Origin of the sequence: Bacillus cereus group sp. BfR-BA-01492 (assembly GCF_022662815.1) — a bacterium.
Taxonomy (GTDB): Bacteria; Bacillota; Bacilli; order Bacillales; family Bacillaceae_G; genus Bacillus_A; species Bacillus_A cereus_BD.
This window is the reverse complement of record NZ_JAKUEH010000009.1, coordinates 41,327-62,168: the sequence shown is the minus strand read 5'-3', so window position 1 is coordinate 62,168 and position 20,842 is coordinate 41,327. Positions and strand designations below refer to the sequence as shown.

Genomic DNA, 20,842 nt, shown 5'->3' with positions numbered 1-20,842 from the left:
TTATTAAGATAGAATATTCTGTTAATATATACATGTATGTGTATTAATAGGAATGTATTATATCCTATGAAAACATTTCTATACGATAACCATAAAAAATAGCACATTAAGTGCTCATACTATACCATTATAAATGTTATTTTTTCTAACTTATAAAAGGAGGGATTTCATGAGTAATATAGGTGAGAAAATCCAATTTTTCCGCAAAAAAAGCGGTTACTCTCGGCAACAACTTGCAGAAGATATTTGTGATACTTCCACACTATACCGTATCGAAAAAGGACTACAATCTCCAAGATTAGATATTTTACAAAACATTTGTACTAAACTCAATATACCTATTGACTACATTATTTCCTACGAGGACGAAAATACAATTAAATATCTAAATAAAATCAAATTATTATGCCGTGAAAATTTATATTACCAAGATTTCATCTCTATCCAATATCTTCTTGAAGAATGTGATACATTCCTTAACAAACATCCAGGTACAAGAAATAGTAATTTGGTAAAACTTATCGATTGGTTAAAAGGCATTATATTTCATAAAGTAGAACATAATCTTCCCAAAGCAGAAAAAACTTTCCGTACTCTTCTTCCAAATAATAAAATCATTACTGAACTTGATATAAATATCGCAAATTCACTTTCTCTTATTCTTATAGAACAAAAAAATTCAATACAAGCCATTCCTGTACTCACGAATGCGATAAATACTTTTGAAAACTTACCATTCGTAGAGGATAAATCACTTTATCCCAGGGTTGGTTATAACTTAGCCCATGTATATTACTTAAATAATCAAGAAAATTTATCGCTTGATATCGCATATCATTTACAATACTATCTTATTTCTAACCATCTTTCTTATTCAGCTGGAGAAATCAACCATATGCTTGGGATATTACATAAAAATAAGAAAGACTTAGTTAATGCTAAGAAATATTTGGAAAATGCTTTATCAATATTTACCCTTGAATCTAAATCTCAATTTATTAAACAGACCAACAATGTTCTTACAGAAATAAATAGACAGTTAGAAAACAGCCACTATAACAAATTAATTAAGTAGAGTAGCTATTTTTTCACAAGACTCCGCCCCTAGAATTTCTTCATTAGTTGCCTACCAACTACTAAACGAATTGACCCTTACCTGTACTAGACTTTCATCAATAAGTAGTGAGGTTCTCCCAAAAGGTCGTTAAAAACGACCTTTTGGATATATTCTCTTCCTTTTATATGGATAAAAAATACTTTGTAGGAAAGGAAACCTACTGATTTCCTTCTATAACTGTGGATTTTGTCTTTTGATTAAATAGTTGTTGTCCATTTCCGCAAATTATGGGCAACACAAATAAGCCCCCATTCCACCCTATTTTTTGGAAAGACCTCATCAGGAGAATCGTTGGAAGAAACGATTCTATTTAATATGACCAAATACGGGTTCTACCTCTATTTTCCGTTGATCATATAATTCTTTCCCCTCTTTTGTACTGAAACGTTCTCGTACTTCTTTTCGCTGTTTTTGATTTTTTACAGAGACACTGATGGATTTTGTTTCTTTTCCTTTTGCACATGGTTCTTGAAGGGGACAGCTCAAACATTCTGTACAACGATAGGTTCTTTTGATTGACGTATAACCATTGCTTGTTTTTTTGTTTGCTTTCATATAAAAAAACAAGGCGTTTTTCATTTGCGCAAATCCATTCATCTAGCTCTTCATCATAAGACATATTTTCTACGCGACCGATTTGTTTCGTCCAAGCTTTCGTTTGTTCCTCTTCACTTCCATAACCAGCATCCGCAACTACATGTTTAGGTTTTACACGATTATACTTCTCGAATATTTCAAAATGAGGAATCAAACAAGTCGTATCTTCAGCTTTTGATGAATACTAAATCCCGTAATAAGTTGATTCTCAGTTCCAATTTGTATATTATACCTTGGCTTGAGTTGACCGTTTTTCATGTGATCTTCTTTCATCCGCATAAATGTCACATCTGTATCTGTTTTCGAAAAGCTATTTCTTTCTTGAAACGTTTCTTTGTGAGCTTCGTATTTTATTTTTCGTGGAAGAAGGTCTTTTTCTAGCTGACGTTCTGCTTTTTTCATCTTTTTATTTTTCGGTTCATCTTGAAGGCGCTTTTCTAAGTGTTGAAGGGTTTGTGTAATTTTTTCAGAAGTAACAGGAAAGGCATCTTTTGTTTGTTTTTCTTCTAATTCAGCTTTCTGATTTTTTTCACTTACTTATTCAATTGTCACGACAATCTTGTGATACTTCTCATCTAATTTTCAAGCATACTTTTCTGTTGATTTTCTCCACACAAACGTATATCGATTGGCATCTACCTCACTCTTTATTCCATCTAAAAAATAATTTTCGAGTTTGACCAGCCCTTCTTGTTTCAATAGATCGATAAGAGAGAAGAAAGTTTCATAAATCACGTCTCTCATGCGCTCGGGTCGAAAACGATTGATTGTACGAAAATCTGTTGTTTTTTCATCAGAAAGCCACATAAAATGAATATTTCCATGGAGTTGTTCTTCAATTTTTCGAGAAGAATAAATTCCTTTTGCATAGGCATATATAGTAAGACTTTTAACATCATTTTTGGATAATAAGGTGGTCTGCCACCACCTAATCCATTGCTTCTACAGCTGTATGAATCACACGTGAAAGATGATATTCAAGAATATGAAGCTCAACATCTAATGGAAAAGTGAGTTGTTTTTTGGTTATAATCTATAAACATAAGAGAATCGTTCCTTTCTTTTGGTAATTTTGTTGTGGTGACTTAATTATATCAAAAAGGACGATTCTTTTTTTATGTTTTACGTAAAAAAAGAGGTTGTCCAAAGTAGCTATTCAGCTACTTTGGGCAACCTCATGAAAAACAAAAAAGCATACTAAAATAGTATGCTAATAAATCCTCTAAACAAACAATTATAATCATTTAATTACAGAGCTTTTATTCAATAAATCTGCTATTATCTCAATTGTATGTTCAATATCACTTTCTTTAATATGCCGATGAACAACAGCCCTCATCCGGCCATAGCCCATTTCAGAAAAAATAATCCCCTTCTCCTCTGTTTTTTTTAAGAATTTTACCCAATTATAGTTTGGATCTGTTATACGGAACATTACAATATTTGTTTGTATCTCTGAGGCATCGACCTCAATACCATCGATATTTGCTAATCCAACTGCCAACCTCTTCGCTCTAATATGATCATCTTGTAAACGCAGGGTCATTGTTTGTAAAGCTACCATAGCCGGTGCTGCAATAATGCCTACTTGACGCATTCCTCCACCTAACATTTTTCGAATCCTTCTTACTTCTTCAATATATTTACGACTTCCCACTACAATTGAACCAATTGGTGCCGATAGACCTTTAGATAAACAAAACTGAATAGAATCCACATATTGTGCGATTTCTTTAACTTCAACTCCCAAATATACTGCTGCATTAAATACCCTCGCACCATCCATATGAACTGGGATATTTCGTCTCATTGCAAACTCTTTTATTTCTTTTAAATATTTGAGCGGTAGTACTTTCCCACCGCAACGATTATGAGTATTTTCAAGACATATTAATGCCGGCAGTGCAAACTGCGGGTCTTTTACATCGTTAGGGAAAGCAGCCTCTAAATCACTCAATAGCAATCGACCATCTGGCTGCGTTTTAATTGGTTGATACATAAGCCCTCCACAGATAGCTGCTCCACCTGCCTCATAAATATAAATGTCAGATTCATCCCCAACCAAAACTGTAGATCCCCTTGGACAATGAGCTAAAATAGAAGCAAGATTGGCCATTGTACCACTTGGCATGAAACAAGCAGATTCCATTCCTAGCATATTAGCAGCATATCCCTCTAATTGGTTAACCGTCTTATCTTGTCCATATACATCATCACCTAATTCAGCATTTTGAATTGCTTTTAACATTTCTTCGGTAGGCAATGTAACTGTGTCACTCAAATAATTAATCAAAGTCTTCATAGTCTTCACACTCCTCTATTTCTATATGTAAAGCATCCATACTTTTATCTAAAATAGAATTTAGCTCATTTATATTTTCAGCTGCTCCAATTACATGCCCTATCCGTCCATAAGCATTTTCAACTTTTCGGATAGATTCCCCCACAATTGTACGAAGTTTTACCTCTTTAATCCCTACAGTATTTTCTATATCCTTTGCTCCAAAAATACTTGTTATTTTTCCATCTCTAAGTGGTATAATGAATCGTATCCCTGCATATAAAATAGGATTCTGATCTAGTTTTGGCCTCATCCTAGTTACGACTTTTAATTGCTCTTTAAGCAAATCTATTCCGGTAGCATACTTAATTAATTCTGGTATCATTCCCCCAGCAAGCCTGCCATTAAACTCTACTAAAAATATTTTTTCTCCCCTTATCTTAATTTCTAGATGACAAGGACCGTTTTGCCAATTCACTTTTTCTATAATTTTTGTTACTCCTCTTTCAATAACTAATCTTATATCATCAGAGACTGGTGCTGGAAATATGTGACCACATTCAATAAAATACGGCTCTCCATCCACAATCTTCTGAGTCACCCCAACAACTTTACACTTACCAGTGTGAGCAAAAATTTCCACACTATATTCTTGCCCAGATACATACTCTTCCACCAGTATATTCTGGGCATTTTTTTGAGATCTAACATTATACTTATTACTCAAAATTTTTTCAGTATGCCTTTTTACTTCTTCATATGAATAACACTTCAATACGTTATTAGAGCCACTATCATCAACCGGTTTAACAATACACGGAAAATTTATATCATCCTTAACCAACTCTAACTTTTCAAGAGAACCAATAATATAAAACCATGGTTCATAAATATTCTCTACCCCTTTTAGTAACAGGCGCATTTCTGCTTTATTTCTACATGTTTTAACAGTATCTACAGGATTACCAATAAGGCCTAACTCTTTTGCTAAAATAGCTACTACTTCAATATAAAATTCACTGGTTGTTGTGATAGCTTTTATTTCGCCTGCTTCGAACTCCGAATCAATTATTTCTCTAATACAATTTAAATTGTTCGTATCACATTCTAAAACTATACATTTTGTTTCTTCTAGACCTATATATCTCCCGGGGTTATTTGTAAGCAATACCGGTGTAAATCCTAGCTCTCTAGCTTTTATTAAGGCTAACATTCCAGTTCCCGTTGTGTTTGATTCAATAAATAATAGTTTCTTCATTTAGGCTTTTTCCTTTATTAAAATGAAAATAAGTCCACTGCTCAACATCCTGTATATTAGCAATTTTTATTGGATTCATATTTAGATTCCCCCTATTTAACCTATGGGTTAGATAAAAATTCTCGTCATAGATCGTGTTAACATAGCGATCTCCTCTATCTGGAAAAATACAAGCAATTACTTTATCTCTCTCAACTTGTGTACTTAACCATCTCGCAACTGCATATACACTTCCCGAGCTATTTCCCGCAATAATTTTCTCATGGCGTGCTAATTCCAGTGTCCAATTAAAAGCCTCTTCATCATTTAGCCAGTGCACATCATCGATAACCGAATAATCAACATTTTGCGGCTTTAAACTATTACCAAGTCCACTTTGAAGACGGTACGGTCTATCCTTTTGAAAAAAAACCGAACTACCTACCGCATCAACGGCTAAAACTTTCAAATTAGGATTAGTAAACTTAAGCGAATTTGCAGTACCGCATAAAGAACCCCCACTCCCCACTGCTCCGACTAAATAATCAACTTTCCCTAATTGTGCCACTATATCTTTGGCAAGTTGATCATAAGCTAAAGGATTTTGAACATTTTCGTATTGTTTTGGCCAATATGCTGTTGGATACTTTATAAGTAGTTCCTTTAAATACTGCAATCTTGCTCGTTGCCATCCACCCGTATCCTCCATTTTTTCAACAATATGGATGCTAGCCCCTAAAGATTTTAATTTCTTATAAGTTAAATCATCAATTCGGGGATCGGTGACAATATGGACGTCATGTCCTAAATATGTTCCAACCATTGCAATCCCCATTGCAAGAGTACCAGAGGAACTTTCTACAATCGGAGCCCCTTCTTCCAATAACCCTTTACGTTTTGCTTCTAAAATCATTTGTTTCGCAACACGGTCCTTCATACCATACGGATTTTGCATTTCTAACTTTGCATAAACAGCTGCTTCTCTCTTTTCATCATTGATACGAAGTTTTACCAACGGCGTTTGGCCAATTAAATCAATAATAGTGTTTCTCATTTTCCTCCCCCTTCTTGTGAACAAAACGATGATATAGTATGAAATATCGATGTTGGATAACCTAAAGCCTTTAATTTCAATACACCAGCCGCAATTTTTTGGGAATAAAAAGGATCTGTGTCTGAAATTAAAATTCCTACATAAGTTCCACTATGTGCTATTACAACCCCTAATCCTTCAATGGCTTCACAAATAGAACGTACCTGTTCAAATGTCTGTTTCTTATGAAGTTTTTGATTTAATTCGGCACTTCTAGTAGTTACCTCTCCCAATAAAGTGAGATCTTTATTCCGTAAAGAAAGCACCATTTGATCTAATAACTTTTGATACTCTTGCTTTTCTTCTAAATTAAACGGCTTTGGAAGATCATTGAAGGTAACTGTATCAACTTTTCCCCCTTCATCTAATGCCATAATGGTTAACGGTGGACAATCAGCAATTAATTCTCGGACTTTAACTTCTTTATGATAAAAAGACACGATTCCTGGGTACATTACCCCATCGGATGGTTCAATTCTGGATAATAATATCTCTAAGATTGAATTAGGAATATTAATTTCAAAGCACGATTCAATCGCACGTGAAACTGCCACCATATCTGCTGTAGAACTAGCTAATCCTTTACCTTTACTTAGCTCACTGTATATTTTGATAGACCCTCCAATTGGTAAGTTATAAAATTGTAAAATCTGTTTTGCCATCTCTAAAGATTTTGTCTGATTTGAGGGATAAATACTAAGCTCCTTTAATTCAGGTATAGAAATAAACTCACATCGCGAATATCGATTAATAGGGAGCGTTACCGAAAAATCCCTATTTTCCGGTAACACTCCTTGTAGCAATTCTCCAAAGGTTCCATAAGCCTTCCCATTCCCTTTTCTAATAACCCGAGTTTGCTCCTTTTCTAGCAATAATTGATTTGATTGTCTCATTATATAATCTCCTCACGAATAGTTCTCCAGTCCTTAAGCATATCAATCCTATTTCTGATTTTATTCATAATGGTATAGAATTCCTTGTATAAATCTTCTCTCTCTAAATGTTGACTCTTCAATATCTCCTCTACAGCTTTTGGATTCGTAGAACCCTGTGTCCTTTTAAAAAATAATGCTTTTTCAACATTAAATACATTTCTCAATTCTCCTACCAAAACCTTATTTGAATATCCATATTCGGAACAAATTTTATTCAACATTTGAATAGAAGCTTCTGCAGGAACAATATTGCTTTCTAGGGATTTTGTAACAAACCTTCCCGCTATAACCTGAGCTTTTCGATATGGAATATTGTTTTTTTCTGTTAATATATTAGCTAGCGTAAAACCACCATAATATTCTAAGGCACAACGCTGTTTCATATTTTCTTCTTTAAAAGAAATATTCTCAAAAACTAGAATTAGTAAATCTAGTAAGCTATCGGTTTCATTAAACAGTGTAGATAGATTCCTACTTGCTTCTTTAGATACTTCAACTAAGTTACTGTATGGTGTATTTCGTTGACCTATTAAAAAGTCGATATGATAAGAAAGTAAATGACTCGTTTTCCCTCTAAGCCTCTCAACAATAGGGAAATTTCTTTTTTGAGGCATGGATGAAGAAATACCAGTTAGCTCATCTGGTAAATCTATAAACTGATATTCGCTACTTCCCCAATGCATAATATCCGTTAAAAACCGACTCATATTATTAGAGAAGAATGAAATACATCCTGCAATTTCTAATACCCATTCCCGAGAAGCCACTCCACTCAGCGCATGACCAATATAAGATTGAAATCCCAAGTCATCAGCCATTTGACTACAGTTCCATTCATATTCTTGACCTGACATTGCCCCTGATCCTAAAGGGCATTGTTTATTCATAGCATCTAGTACGTTACTCATCTTATTAATTGTTTTTAATAAATGACGACTAATAGCAGTTAAGTAAAACCCTACACTTATAATTTGTGCAGATTGATAATGAGTATAACCAGGCATAACAGTATGGATATGCTTTTTAGCCTTTTTCATTACAAGTTGAGCAAATGAATTCATCTTTTTAGTAAGCTGAATCCATTTGTCACGTGCATACATTAATTGCGCACAAGCTTGAAAATCATTACGGCTTCGATCAATGTGCCACTTTGCAATAGGTTTAGACAAATTATGCTCTATTACTCTTTCTATACTGAATGCGATATCTGTCATATTATCCCTTGAAATGTTAAGTATAGAATCCATGTCAATCCGATTAATGGACTCCCATATTTCATAAACTTCTTCTTCAGTTAAAACCCCCATTTTCTTATAAGCCTTCAAAAAAACCTTTTCAATATTCAAATAATGAGGTAGATAATTTTCTAACTCAAATTCAAATTGTGGGAATAAAACATTCTCTATATATGCCTCATCGGGAGATTTTTGAATACGTCCTGTTACTTGCGTCTCCATACCTTCTATCTCCCCTCCAAAATACTTGTAATTTTCTCACTTATATATTCAACCTGTGGGGATAGCATCAAATTATTATGATTTCCTTTAATAGGATAAATAGATACTTTGCCATTCGTTCTTTTTCTCCAACATTCAGCATCTACTAAATCATGAGAAGAATGCAAATCCCTTTCTTCACAATTTAACAAGGTTAAGTTTGATTGTATTGGTTCACTAAATTCATATTGGTCGCTTGCCATATTATTTGCTGCCATTACTTTTATAATTCGTTTTGCATCTTCTAACGCTGCATTTTTTGGAAGTATCCCTCTCCCTTTTGCCGCTTCCAATACAGTGTGATACTTTTCACTCTCATTTTTTTCATGAAATTCTTGAGATTGAACTCCTAAACTATACGCCCACACTGCTAACGAATCTTCACGTTCCATTCTTTTCTTAGATTGATCAAATGGATGTGCATCTATTAAACCAATAAATGAAACTTCTTCCCCTTTCTTCTCTAACAATCTAGCTATTTCTATAGCCACTGTTCCTCCCATAGACCATCCTGCTAAACGATACGGTCCTTTAGATTGAATTTTCAGTATTTCTTCTGTATAGAGCTTCGCCATCGAAACAATGCTTTTCAACGGTTCTCTATTTGTTTCATATCCTCGTGATTGTATACCAAATATTCTCACGTCATTGACAATACATTTTGCTAATGGCACATAGCATAATATACCACCACCACCTGGGTGAATAAGGAATAATGGAGCTTCTGAAGAACTTCCTTCTTTTAGAGGGAATATAAGAGATTCATCATCAGGTGTATTCTTTATTTTTATATATTCAGATAATTCTTTTATTGTTTTGTGTTCAAATAAACAAGACAGTGGTAATTGAAGTTCTAATTTTTTTCGAATCGCTCCTATAACCTCAATAGCTTTTATACTGTGACCACCTAAATCAAAAAAGTCATCATTTATTCCTATAGAACTCAAACTTAGTATCTCTTCCCAAATTGCTACCAATTGCTGTTCTAATACATTTCTAGGAAGCGTTTTTTTCTGACTAATTAAATCGTTTCTCCCAAACGGTAATTTTTTTTGATCAATTTTCCCATTTAACGTAATAGGAATTTTGCTGATCCAACATATTACTTGTGGAATCATATAATGAGGTAACGTATTCTTAAGTCTATCCCTTACTTCATTTACCGATATATTTGTTCCCTCTGCCTGTATGATAAATGCAAATATTTTTTTCTCCCCGCCAGCCTCCTTTGTCGTCACAACTGCGTTTTCAATCTCTGGTTGCTTTAATATCTGGCTCTTGATTTCATCCAATTCAATTCGAAATCCCCTTATCTTAACTTGAGAATCTCTCCTTGCAATAAAAATGAATTGACCATTTGCTAACTGTTTAACTAAATCGCCAGTCCTATAATACAAATTATTATTTCCATTAATGTTAATAGAAATAAAACTTGATTCATTCAATTTATTTTCTTTTAGGTATCCTGGTGTTACACCTTTTCCACCTATTAGAAGTTCACCTATCCCCCCCCTAGGTACAGGCTGCATATCAGCATTTAGAACAAGTAACTGATATCCAGGTAGAGGAAAACCAATAGGTGCAGAATTTTGATCACAGTTAGGTTTACTTATCCAATATGTGGAGGCCACTGTTACTTCCGTTGGACCGTACAGATTTATAAATGAAACTGTATGATCCATCTTTTCATGGAATAAGTTAACCAATTGATTACTAAGCGCTTCTCCACCTGTAAATACATAACGAAGTTTGTTCTTTTCAGTGAATGAAGGAAAACTTAATAATTTCTCTACTAGGCTATGAAACAATTGTGCTCTTGTCACAGATTCATTAATTATTAAATCAGCCAGATACTCAATATCGAATTGTTTATCGGGATGAGTAAGGATTAACGTACTTCCACTCAATAACGCGGAAAATATTTCCGTTACTGATGCATCAAAGCTATACGTAATATTCTGTAAAACCCTCTCGTTATCACACATAGGAAATACTTGGAGCATACCTCTAATATGATTAAGTAAAGAGGAATGTGTAATACCTATTCCTTTTGGCCTTCCTGTTGAACCAGAAGTATAGATAACATAAGCCAGCTGTTCTTTTGGATCCTGATATGGACCCCATTTAATTCCTTCTTTACTTCCGTTTGTAAAGATTGCCTCCGAATGAAGAAATGGTACATTTACTAGCTCTTCTAATTCTATATCTTCCGTTATTACCAGCTTAGTTCCGGAATCTTCTACAATAAATTTCATTCTTTCTTTAGGTAAAGCTGGATCAATTGGGAGATAGGCACAACCACATTTTAAAATCCCTATTATTGTAGCTATTTGCTCTGGGGATCTCTTAAGACATATACCAATGATATCCCCAGATTGAACTCCTTGTTTTTGTAACTCATTTGCAACTTGATTAGCTCGTTCATTCAATTCCCTATATGAAAGAGAGTATTGTGTTCCTTTTATCGCTACCCTATTTTCATAATTGCCAATCCCTTTTTCAAACAAATGATGTACAAATTCATTCCCCTCTACTTTCCTGCTCTCTTCAATTACCAATGCACTATTCTCTTCTTTCGATAACATATTTATTGTGGAAATAGGCTCATCTGGTAATTCAAGGACTGTTTGAATACAAGATACATAGTTTGTAAAAATATTATTAATTGTTTCCCTATCAAAAAGATCAGTACTGTATTCAAACTCTCCAGTCATGTCATTATCTTCACAAGAAATATATAAAACTAAATCAAATTTTGAAGTGCCGGTATTAATTTTTTCATGCTCTATTAATAATTGATGGGATGGCTTCTCTTGCTTACTCTCGTGCAATGTGAAAAGCACCTGAAATATAGGATGATAACTATTATCACGTATAGGACTTACCTCTTGTACAATTTTTTCAAATGGTACCTCCCCATTCTCATGAGCCTGAAGAAAGGATTCAACTGTATCCTTTAATAACACGCGAAAACTTTTATTAGATTGAATGATAGTTCTAATCGGTAAGGTGTTAACAAAAAAGCCTATTAATTCTTGTAATTGTTTATCATTTCTATTTGTAATAGGAGTTCCTACTACAATATCCTTTTGGCTTGAATATCTATATAACATCATGTTTAGAACCGCCAAAAAGAATGCGTAATACGTGGTATTGTTTGCTCTACAAAAATCCCGAATATCCTCAGACAAATTTTGAGGAAACGTGAATTTATAATTATCTCCTTGATAAGAAGGTTGCTTAGGTCTAGGTCTATCTACCGGAAGATCTAAAATTGAAGGAGCATTTGCTAGATAACCTCTCCAAAAATCCATACTTTCTTCTAAATCCAAACCTTTAAAGCTCTTCTTTTGCCAGACCGCATAATCTGCATACTGTAAAGGTAACTCTTCTAAATCCATATCTAGCCCTTTATCGAAGTATGGATAGATTTTCAATATTTCCTTTTCTAATATATTAATAGACCATGCATCAAATATACTATGGTGTACATTAACAAAGAGATAATGATATTCTTCCTCTAATTGAATAAGCTTGAATTTTATTAGCGGCCCTTTTTCTAAATCGAACATTTCTGATGCGAGCTGTTTCAAGTATGGGTCTAAAGAAAATTCCACCTTCCGATCAATTACTTTTAAATTAAATTCTGGAACATCTATCAAAATTTTTTGTAAGATTTCTCCATCTCGTTCATAGAAAGTTGTGCGTAAGATTTCATGACGATTAATAATTGTTTGAAGCGTTTGTTCTAGTGCTTTTTTATTCAGCCCCCCCTTTATCTTAAAAATAAAGGGGATACCGTAAGTTATACTATTCGGAAAGAATTGTTCAAAAAACCACATTCGAGTTTGCCCATAGGAAGCGGGAAGCATGTATGCTTCCTTTTCAACTACCATTTGACTCATTTCACTCACTTCCTTCATTATTCTTTAATCCTATGTTTGACCCTCTCAACCTTCATAATAGCTATATTTTTTTTCTTTTCGCTATTAAGCAAATAAGTTGCTAGCTCTTGAATGGTTGGATTTTCAAAAACTGTTCTTAAACTAATATCATAATTTAAACGCTCACGAACAGTAGAAATCATTTTTACAATTAACAAAGAGTGTCCTCCTAATTCGAAGAAATTGTCCATATGCTTAATATTTTTATTAAGTAATAATTCTGACCAAATAGCCAAAAGCTCTTTCTCTAGAGGATGTAGAGATCTTTCATTAAGCACCGTATCTCTTTCAACTACACATTTTATCAATTGTAATCGATCTATTTTCCCATTTTTAGTAACAGGAACTTTATCAATTTCGATAAATTGACTAGGAATCATAGCTAATGCTAGCTCTCTCATTAACTCTCTACGCAATAAATTAAAATCAGCTTTATCTTTATCCTTAAATACTATATACGCATGAAGCCTTGTTTCCTGTGACTCTTGAACATCTAACACAATACATTGTTTTATATTTGTTTGTTTAAGGATTACAGCCGTTATTTCATCTTTATTAATACGGACACCTCTTATTTTAATTTGTCCATCATTACGTCCAATAATTTCAATTCCACCATCCAAACAAAATCTTCCCATATCCCCTGTGCGATACAATTTGTCACCTGGCAGTTTTGTAAAAGGATTTTCAAAAAATGCCTCCATTTTTTTATTAATATACCCTTTCGTACAATATGGTGTCCGAACGACAATTTCACCAGGTTCTCCAATCCCGCAAAGTTTCCCTCTTTCATTTAAAATCAACAACTGAGCTTGGTCAATTGGACGTCCAATTGGAATCACATCAAATGCTAGTTTTTGTGTAATCTCAAAAAAGCATTTTGCAAGAGTTGTTTCCGTTTGTCCATAAAAATTACTGATTTGTGCACCCGTTACCTGCTGCCAATCTTGTACTAAATTATTTTGTAATCGCTCTCCAGCAAAGAAAATATGACGCAAATCTTTTAGATATTCCTCTTTGGTTGAATGATCTAACCAAATCCTTGAAAGAGACGGTACTGCATGTAGTACTGTTATATTTTCTCTTTGTAACCATCCAAGAATATTCGTCTCGTCCTCTATCGGGATAACAAGAGTTGCTCCACTTGTTAAAGGCAAAAATATATCTCTTAAATATACATCAAAAGCTACATGTGTTAATTGGGCAGCACGATCCTTCGGAGTTATTTGAAATTGTTGTCTTTGCCATTCTAAAAATTGCGCTAACCCATTATGTGTACCTAATATTCCTTTTGGTTCACCGGTTGTCCCTGATGTAAAGAAAATATATGCCTCTTCACTTGAAATTTCAGAAGGAATATTCATTTTCTGTTCTTCTATAGAGAGAGGTATTCTATCCGTTCTAAGTACCAATATTCCAAGCTTCTTAACAATTTCCTCATGTTCCATCGACATTGGTTCAGTTGCTAAAATGCATTTCACTTTTGCTAACTCTAACATTCTCTTCATTCTCTGCTCTGGTACCTGATAATCAATGTTAAGAAAAATAGAATTCGCCCACAGAACTCCTAAAATCGAGGTAATCATTTCAAAACTTCTTTTTCCATATACAGCTACCACTGTTCCAGCCTCTACACCTTTACTTACAAGCGTTTTTGTAATTTGGAAAGACCTATGTTGTAAGTGGCTGTATGTATATTGCCTATCCCCCTCTTCAACAGCTATATGATGTGGCATCTTTAAAGCCCATTCCTCAATACTATTAGTAACATTCTCAAATTTTTCTTCCTTCAGTTTCTCTGTTGGATCCGGCAACACTTTTGTAGCTTGATGAGTGATTAAGGAAAACTCACTCAATGGACTTACCGAAATTTGCAATGTCTGTTCAAAAAGATAGATATACTGATTCAGTAACTCTTCCATTCTCTCAGTGGAGAATCTATCATTTTGGAACGCTAAACTGATATTAAAACCTTCTAAAGTCTCTTCAATATAAAGTGTCATAAAGAATTTCGATTCAATGGAATCTACAACAACCTCTTTCGCCTTCAAATTCCCTAATTCATATATTGTCTCTTCTTCAAAATTTCTATAATTTATTAAAACATCAAATAATGGATTTCTATTTAAGTTCCGATCTGGTTGAATTTCCTCAACAATCTTCTCAAATGAAACATCTTGATTCTCAAAGGCTTCTATAACACTCTTCTTTGTTTGCTGTAATAACTCCAAGTATGTTACCTCATCCTTAATATCCGTTTTCAGTGGTAACGTATTTAAATAAAGACCAACTGAATTTGAGAGTTCTTCTAATTTCCGATTTATAACTGGAGTTCCTACAATTATTTCCTTTTGCCCCGATATCTTACTCAATAACATATTAAATACAGTCAAAAAACACATAAACGATGTTACCTTTTGTTCTTTACTAAATGACCTAATTCTCTTTGAAATTTTTTTATCAAGCACTTTATGGATTGTATAATTACCCTGTTTATAGTTATTTACTTTTCTATCTGTCGGTAATTGCAGCAAAGGAATTGGATTCTCAAATTTTTTCTTCCAATATAAAACCTGCTTCTTATAATCCAATTCTTGACTCTGCTGTATTTGCCACACAGCATAATCGGGATATTGAGTAGGCTCTTCCATTAACAAATCCAATTTCCCCATATACAGCTGAAGAAGTTCTTCTTTTAAAACTGTTAGTGACCATCCATCACAAATGATATGGTGAAATACTAAAATTAATGTATCTTCTGTAACACCTCTCACTAGTACTCCTCTCACTAGAGGCGCCTGTGATAAATTAAAAGGTCTTTGCAGTTCTCCTTGAATAATTTCTTGTAAATCATTTCCTTTAAAATATTTTATTTGCAAAGGAATGTTGCCTTTAGATAATACTTTTTGATAAGGAACACCCTCTTCTTCAATAAATACAGTTCTCAGAGATTCATGTCTAGCTATAAGTTGATTAATACAATTATTTAACCTTTTTTCATCTATTAACCCACTAAAATTTAATACAAGAGGCATATTGTATTTAGTATCATGATTTAATTGATTTAAAAACCAAATTCGCTTTTGAGCGTCTGACAAAGGAATGTTTTTATTTCGATCAATCTTATCAATAGGGTTTTTAGTTGCAACTTCTTCTTTTCCCTCTTGAATATTATTACTGATTCCTTCTATTGTAGGATTCTCAAATAACAACTTAACCTGCATATTAGTTTGAAACTCTTTATTAATATCCGCTGTAATTTGTACAGCAAGTAGCGAATGTCCTCCAAGTTCAAAGAAGTTGTCCTTAATACCAATACGTTCTACTCCTAATCTTCTATTCCAAATAGACGCCAATTTTTTCTCAATGTGAGTTCTTGGCATTACAAATTGAGAGTTAATTACTAAATGTTCTTGTAAAGGACCTGGGAGTTTATTTCGTTCAATTTTCCCATTTGCATTAAGTGGAAAGTTTCCCATCTCTATATAGTAGCTTGGTATCATATAATCCGGTAGAACTTGTTGTAACTCTCGTTTTATAATCCATGGATCCTGATTATCCTGTTCACTTGTGTAATATGCCACTAAATGTTCAATATCATAATCCATCTTCCTTACTACCGCTTCCTTTATCCCCTTCAACATTCTCAAGTTATTTTCAATTTCACCAAGTTCAACCCGCATCCCTCTTAATTTGATTTGATTATCCTCTCGACCAACGAACATAATATTTCCATCGGGTTGCAAATATCCTCTATCCCCTGTCCGATACATAGACTCTCCTGGATAAAAAGGATCTGAAATAAAAACATCCTCTGTTCTTTCGGGATTATTCAAATATCCTCTTGCTAAACCTATACCTGCAATGTATAAATCACCAATAGTTCCGCAAGGAACAGGTCTCAAATAGCGGTCAAGTACATAAACACGATTATTATCAATTGGTTTACCTACTGATACAATCTCTGGCAATTGATCATAAACTGGTTGACAATCAAAACAAGTAGAATCAATAGATACCTCTGTTGCTCCCCATGAATTAAATAGATTCCCTGGCATTTTTTTATAGAACGTATTAACAAGCTCCGTCTTTAAAGCCTCACCGCTTGAAACAACTACTCTTAAATTAGATAATAATTTTTTTTGCTCTGGTTTAATCAACTCCAAAACCATTTCCAGCATACTCGGAACAAATTGTAATACTGAAGTCTTATAATGAATCGCATAGTTTATTATGCTATTAGGGTCTTTATGAGCACCTTTAGGAATAAGTGCAATAGTTCCACCGACCATCAGCGGCCAAAAGAATTCTACTGCAGCATCGTCAAATGTCAAAGTAGTCTTTTGTAAAACGACCTCTTTCTCATTTAACCGATGCTTATTTTGCATCCAATTCATTCTATTTACCCAACCCTTATGTGTACTGCTAACTCCTTTTGGCTTCCCTGTAGATCCCGATGTATAGTAAACTGATACAAGGTTATCTGGCTTTAACGCAACTTGTGGCTTATCATCCAGATAACAGTTAAATTTCTCTTCTTCTAAAGAAAATTCTACGTATTCGATATCTTTGCTTTGTAAAGTGGCTTCTGAATTCTGTGTCAAACATAATGATGCAGAAGCATCATTGAGTATAGAATACACACGATTTTCCGGAAGTCCCGTATCAATTGGAAGATATGCTCCACCCGCTTTTAGAATTCCTAATATTGCTACAACGAGTTCTAAAGATCGATCAATTCTTAGCCCGACTGGTGTATCTGGAGTAACCCCTTTATCTATAAGAAAATGCGCCAATTTATTAGATTTTTCATCTAACTCCCTATATGTTAGTTGTTTCCCTTCATACTTTACTGCAATATATTCAGGTGTACGACTTACTTGTTGCTCAAAAAGTTCATGCAAACAAACATCAGGAAATTCGTTCTGCCTTGGATTTAACCCTTTTATTAACAATTCTTCTTCCTGTTTAGTAAGTAACGCAAGCTCCTCTACAGGAAGATTGAAGTCATTGACTACAGCAGATAGTATATTTAAAAAGACATTTGTAAAACATTCGATTGCTTCCTCACTGAAGACAGCAGTTCTATATTCCCATTTCCCGTAATAACCATCACTGTCCCTCTCAATAAATAAAGTTAAATCAAATTTAGCTGTTCCATTATGAATAGGTACTGGATTACTAATATTTAAATTTTGAATGTCCACTAATGATGCAGGAAATTCCTGAAAAGCAAACATATATTGAAATAATGGCATTTGATTTATAGATCGTTGAGGCTGAATCTCTTCTACAATCTTTTCAAACGGCACATTACTATTAGAAAATGCTTCAATCGATGATTTTCTAACACTTTTTAATACGTCTTCAAATAACATACCTTCTTCAATTTTATCGCGAATAACCAATGTATTAACAAAGAAGCCTATTAACTCCTCTAATTTCGAATGATTGCGACCAGCGACAGGTGTTCCTACAGCCAATTCATTCTCAGATGAAAGACGATATAAGAAAATTTTATATATAGAAAGCATGGCCATGAATAATGTACCGCCCTGCCTCTTACAAAATTTATCCAATTGACCTATTAATTGATTTGATAGTTTAAACACCTTTATATTTCCTTTATGATTATCAAATGGGACTTTCTTTTGATCTGCAGTTAACTGAACAATAGGTACCTCAGCGGATAACTTCTCCTTCCAATAAGCCAACTGTTTTTTGTATAACTCGCTAGTTTTTGAGCTATTCTGCCAATTCACATAATCACTATATTGAATTCCACCTTCTTCCCTAATAGCTTTCGATTTGCGTATTTTTTTGTAATTTTCTAATATTTTATCCCTTAACACATTATGCGACCATCCATCTGAGATAATATGATGCATATTGAAATATAAAATATAACGTTTTTCATTAATTTTAAATAATTTGAAACGATATAACGACTCTGTCTCAAGATTAAAAGGAATACTAGCATCCTCTTGCATTTCCTTCATTGCTTCTTTCTTTCCATTCTCTTCTCCATATGGAGAAAAGTCACTAATATCCAAAACAAGCTTCTTATGAGGATTAATTTTCTGATATGGTACACCTTCCCTTGAAAAAAAGTTACTCCTTAAAATCGATTGATGCTCTATTATCTGATTTAAACTTTTTTCCAAACTTGAAACATGTAAATCTCCCTCAATCTCCATATAATTAGGTAAACTATATAAAGAACTTAAACCTTCCAGCTCATTAATAAACCACAGTCTTTTTTGTGAATATGACAGGTTCATCTGGATATCAGATGAAGTATTCGCAACTAATTCTATATGCTCTGAATCAATTTTTCTCCCTTCAATAAACTCACTAATCTTACGAACAGTTTGATATTCAAATACATGTTGTAAATTTATAGAAACATTTAATTCTTCCTTTATCCGCGCCACAAATCTTGCAACAAATAAAGAATTCCCTCCTATATTAATAAATGCTTCATTAAGACCTACCTGCTCCAAGTTAAGAAATTCCGCCCACAAATTAGCTATATATTTTTCTGTATCGGTTACAGGCTTTTCACTTTCTTCGATAACTCTTAGAATTTTCGGATTCGGTAGCTGACCTCGACTTATTTTTCCATTTAAAGATAAAGGTAGAGTTTCTAGTTTCACCCAAAATGACGGAACCATATATTCAGGAAGTAAATTCCCAATCTCTATTCTCGTCGCCTCTTCATCCCAATTCTCTCCTTTAACTAGTGTTATATAGGCTGCTAAATATGTATGATCCTTTTCAAAAAATGCAGATACAACACACTGTTTAATATAAGGGAGGCTTTCAATAACGGATTCAATTTCTCCCAATTCAACTCTTATACCACGGATTTTAACTTGGAAATCCCTTCTTCCTACATATTCGATTACACCATCTCGACGAAATCTACAAATATCACCCGTTCTATATAACCTTTCTCCATCTTTAAATGGATTTTTAATAAATCTTTCCTCTGTCAATTTAGGATTTTTATAGTATCCTCTCGCAACACCTATTCCACCAATATATAGTTCACCATTAACCCCTGCTTCTTCAATGGGTTTCTGATGTTCATCTAGTATATAAAGTTGTATATTACTAATAGGTTTTCCAATTGGTACTACCTTCGCAACTTCTTGCCCATTGCATTTCCAATAAGAAACATCAATAGCTGCTTCAGTTGGTCCATATAGATTATAAAGCTCTACTTTTCCCATTTTCCCAAAGAACATTTTTTCCATTGACTTAGGTAGCGCTTCTCCACTACAGATTACCCTCTTTAAAGATGTTTTTTCTTGTTTTGATTCACAAGCATCTAAAAAGAGTTGTAACATAGAGGGTACAAAATGAACCGTTGTAATTTGATATTCCTCAATTACTTTCAAAAGGTATTTTGGATCTTTATGCTTATCTGGCTTTGCCATTACTAGAGTTGCCCCAGAAAGCAACGGCCAAAAGAATTCCCATACCGAAACATCAAAACTATATGGAGTTTTTTGTAAAACACGGTCCATTTCTCCTAAATTAAATTCTTGTTGCATCCATTGAAGACGATTATTTAGAGCTGCATGCGTATTCATTACACCTTTAGGTTTACCAGTCGAACCAGATGTATAAATAATATACATTAGATGTTCTGATTTAACTGGTATATTAGGATTAACTTTAGCTTCAGCTTCCAATTCTTTGCACTCATCCAAGTAAATACATTTTTCTTGATCAAAAGATGATATAAACAATCCATTTTTATCTTTTGTTGAGATAATAAATGCTGGACTAGCATTATCAAGCATATAACCCAATCGTTGCTTCGGATACGACGGATCCAAAGGTACATACGCACCCCCAGCCTTTAAAATCCCTAATAATGTAACTACTAAGTCTATAGAACGCTCCATGCAAACTCCAACTGGGTCTTCTATTTCTAAACCTTTTCGAATTAAAAAGTTTGCTAATTGATTTGCTCTTTCATTTAGTTGTTTATAAGAAAGCTTCTTCCCTTCAAACATAACTGCTGTTTCGTCAGCCGTTAGTTCAACTTGTTTTTCTATTAGCTCATGAATACATAAATCCATATTTAAAAATCTTTCCATGTTATCCTCTCTATACCCCTTCTTCATTTTA

General features: G+C 33.8%; 8 protein-coding genes and 1 pseudogene. 1 reads left to right on the top strand and 8 read right to left on the bottom strand.

Annotated elements, in window-relative coordinates:
• The first annotated feature begins 169 nt into the window (after positions 1–169).
• Positions 170–1,075 carry a helix-turn-helix domain-containing protein gene (locus tag MR063_RS12810; RefSeq protein ID WP_242198273.1) on the top strand — a complete coding sequence of 302 codons (906 nt, stop codon included), beginning with the start codon at positions 170–172 and terminating at the stop codon, positions 1,073–1,075.
• 239 nt (positions 1,076–1,314) lie between these two features.
• Here the strand turns inward: MR063_RS12810 and MR063_RS12805 are convergent.
• The 8 genes and pseudogenes from MR063_RS12805 to MR063_RS12770 all read right to left on the bottom strand — a co-directional run bounded on the left by MR063_RS12805 (position 1,315) and on the right by MR063_RS12770 (position 20,793).
• Positions 1,315–2,757, bottom strand: a pseudogene (locus tag MR063_RS12805) (IS1182 family transposase).
• A gap of 197 nt (positions 2,758–2,954) precedes the next feature.
• Positions 2,955–4,016, bottom strand: coding sequence for a low-specificity L-threonine aldolase (gene ltaE, locus MR063_RS12800; RefSeq protein WP_242198270.1), 1,062 nt, complete (start codon positions 4,014–4,016; stop codon positions 2,955–2,957).
• Positions 4,000–5,253 (bottom strand): ATP-grasp domain-containing protein, encoded by a 1,254-nt coding sequence (locus tag MR063_RS12795; RefSeq protein WP_242198268.1) that lies wholly within the window; start codon positions 5,251–5,253, stop codon positions 4,000–4,002. The genes ltaE and MR063_RS12795 overlap by 17 nt, the downstream gene beginning before the upstream one ends.
• Entirely contained in the window at positions 5,231–6,286 is a 1,056-nt protein-coding gene (locus MR063_RS12790) for a cysteine synthase family protein (RefSeq protein ID WP_242198265.1), read from the bottom strand. The genes MR063_RS12795 and MR063_RS12790 overlap by 23 nt, the downstream gene beginning before the upstream one ends.
• Complete coding sequence (locus tag MR063_RS12785; RefSeq protein ID WP_242198262.1) at positions 6,283–7,218, bottom strand: GHMP family kinase ATP-binding protein; 936 nt, start codon at positions 7,216–7,218, stop codon at positions 6,283–6,285. Before MR063_RS12785 ends, MR063_RS12790 begins: the two co-directional genes overlap by 4 nt.
• Positions 7,218–8,717, bottom strand: coding sequence for an argininosuccinate lyase (locus MR063_RS12780; RefSeq protein WP_242198260.1), 1,500 nt, complete (start codon positions 8,715–8,717; stop codon positions 7,218–7,220). The genes MR063_RS12785 and MR063_RS12780 overlap by 1 nt, the downstream gene beginning before the upstream one ends.
• Before the next feature lie 5 nt (positions 8,718–8,722).
• Positions 8,723–12,628, bottom strand: a complete 3,906-nt coding sequence (locus MR063_RS12775) for a non-ribosomal peptide synthetase (protein ID WP_277927872.1) — start codon at positions 12,626–12,628, stop codon at positions 8,723–8,725.
• A 50-nt stretch (positions 12,629–12,678) separates the two neighbouring features.
• Positions 12,679–20,793: a non-ribosomal peptide synthetase gene (locus MR063_RS12770; protein ID WP_242198259.1), complete on the bottom strand. Its 8,115-nt coding sequence runs from the start codon at positions 20,791–20,793 to the stop codon at positions 12,679–12,681.
• Between the last annotated feature and the right edge of the window lie 49 nt (positions 20,794–20,842).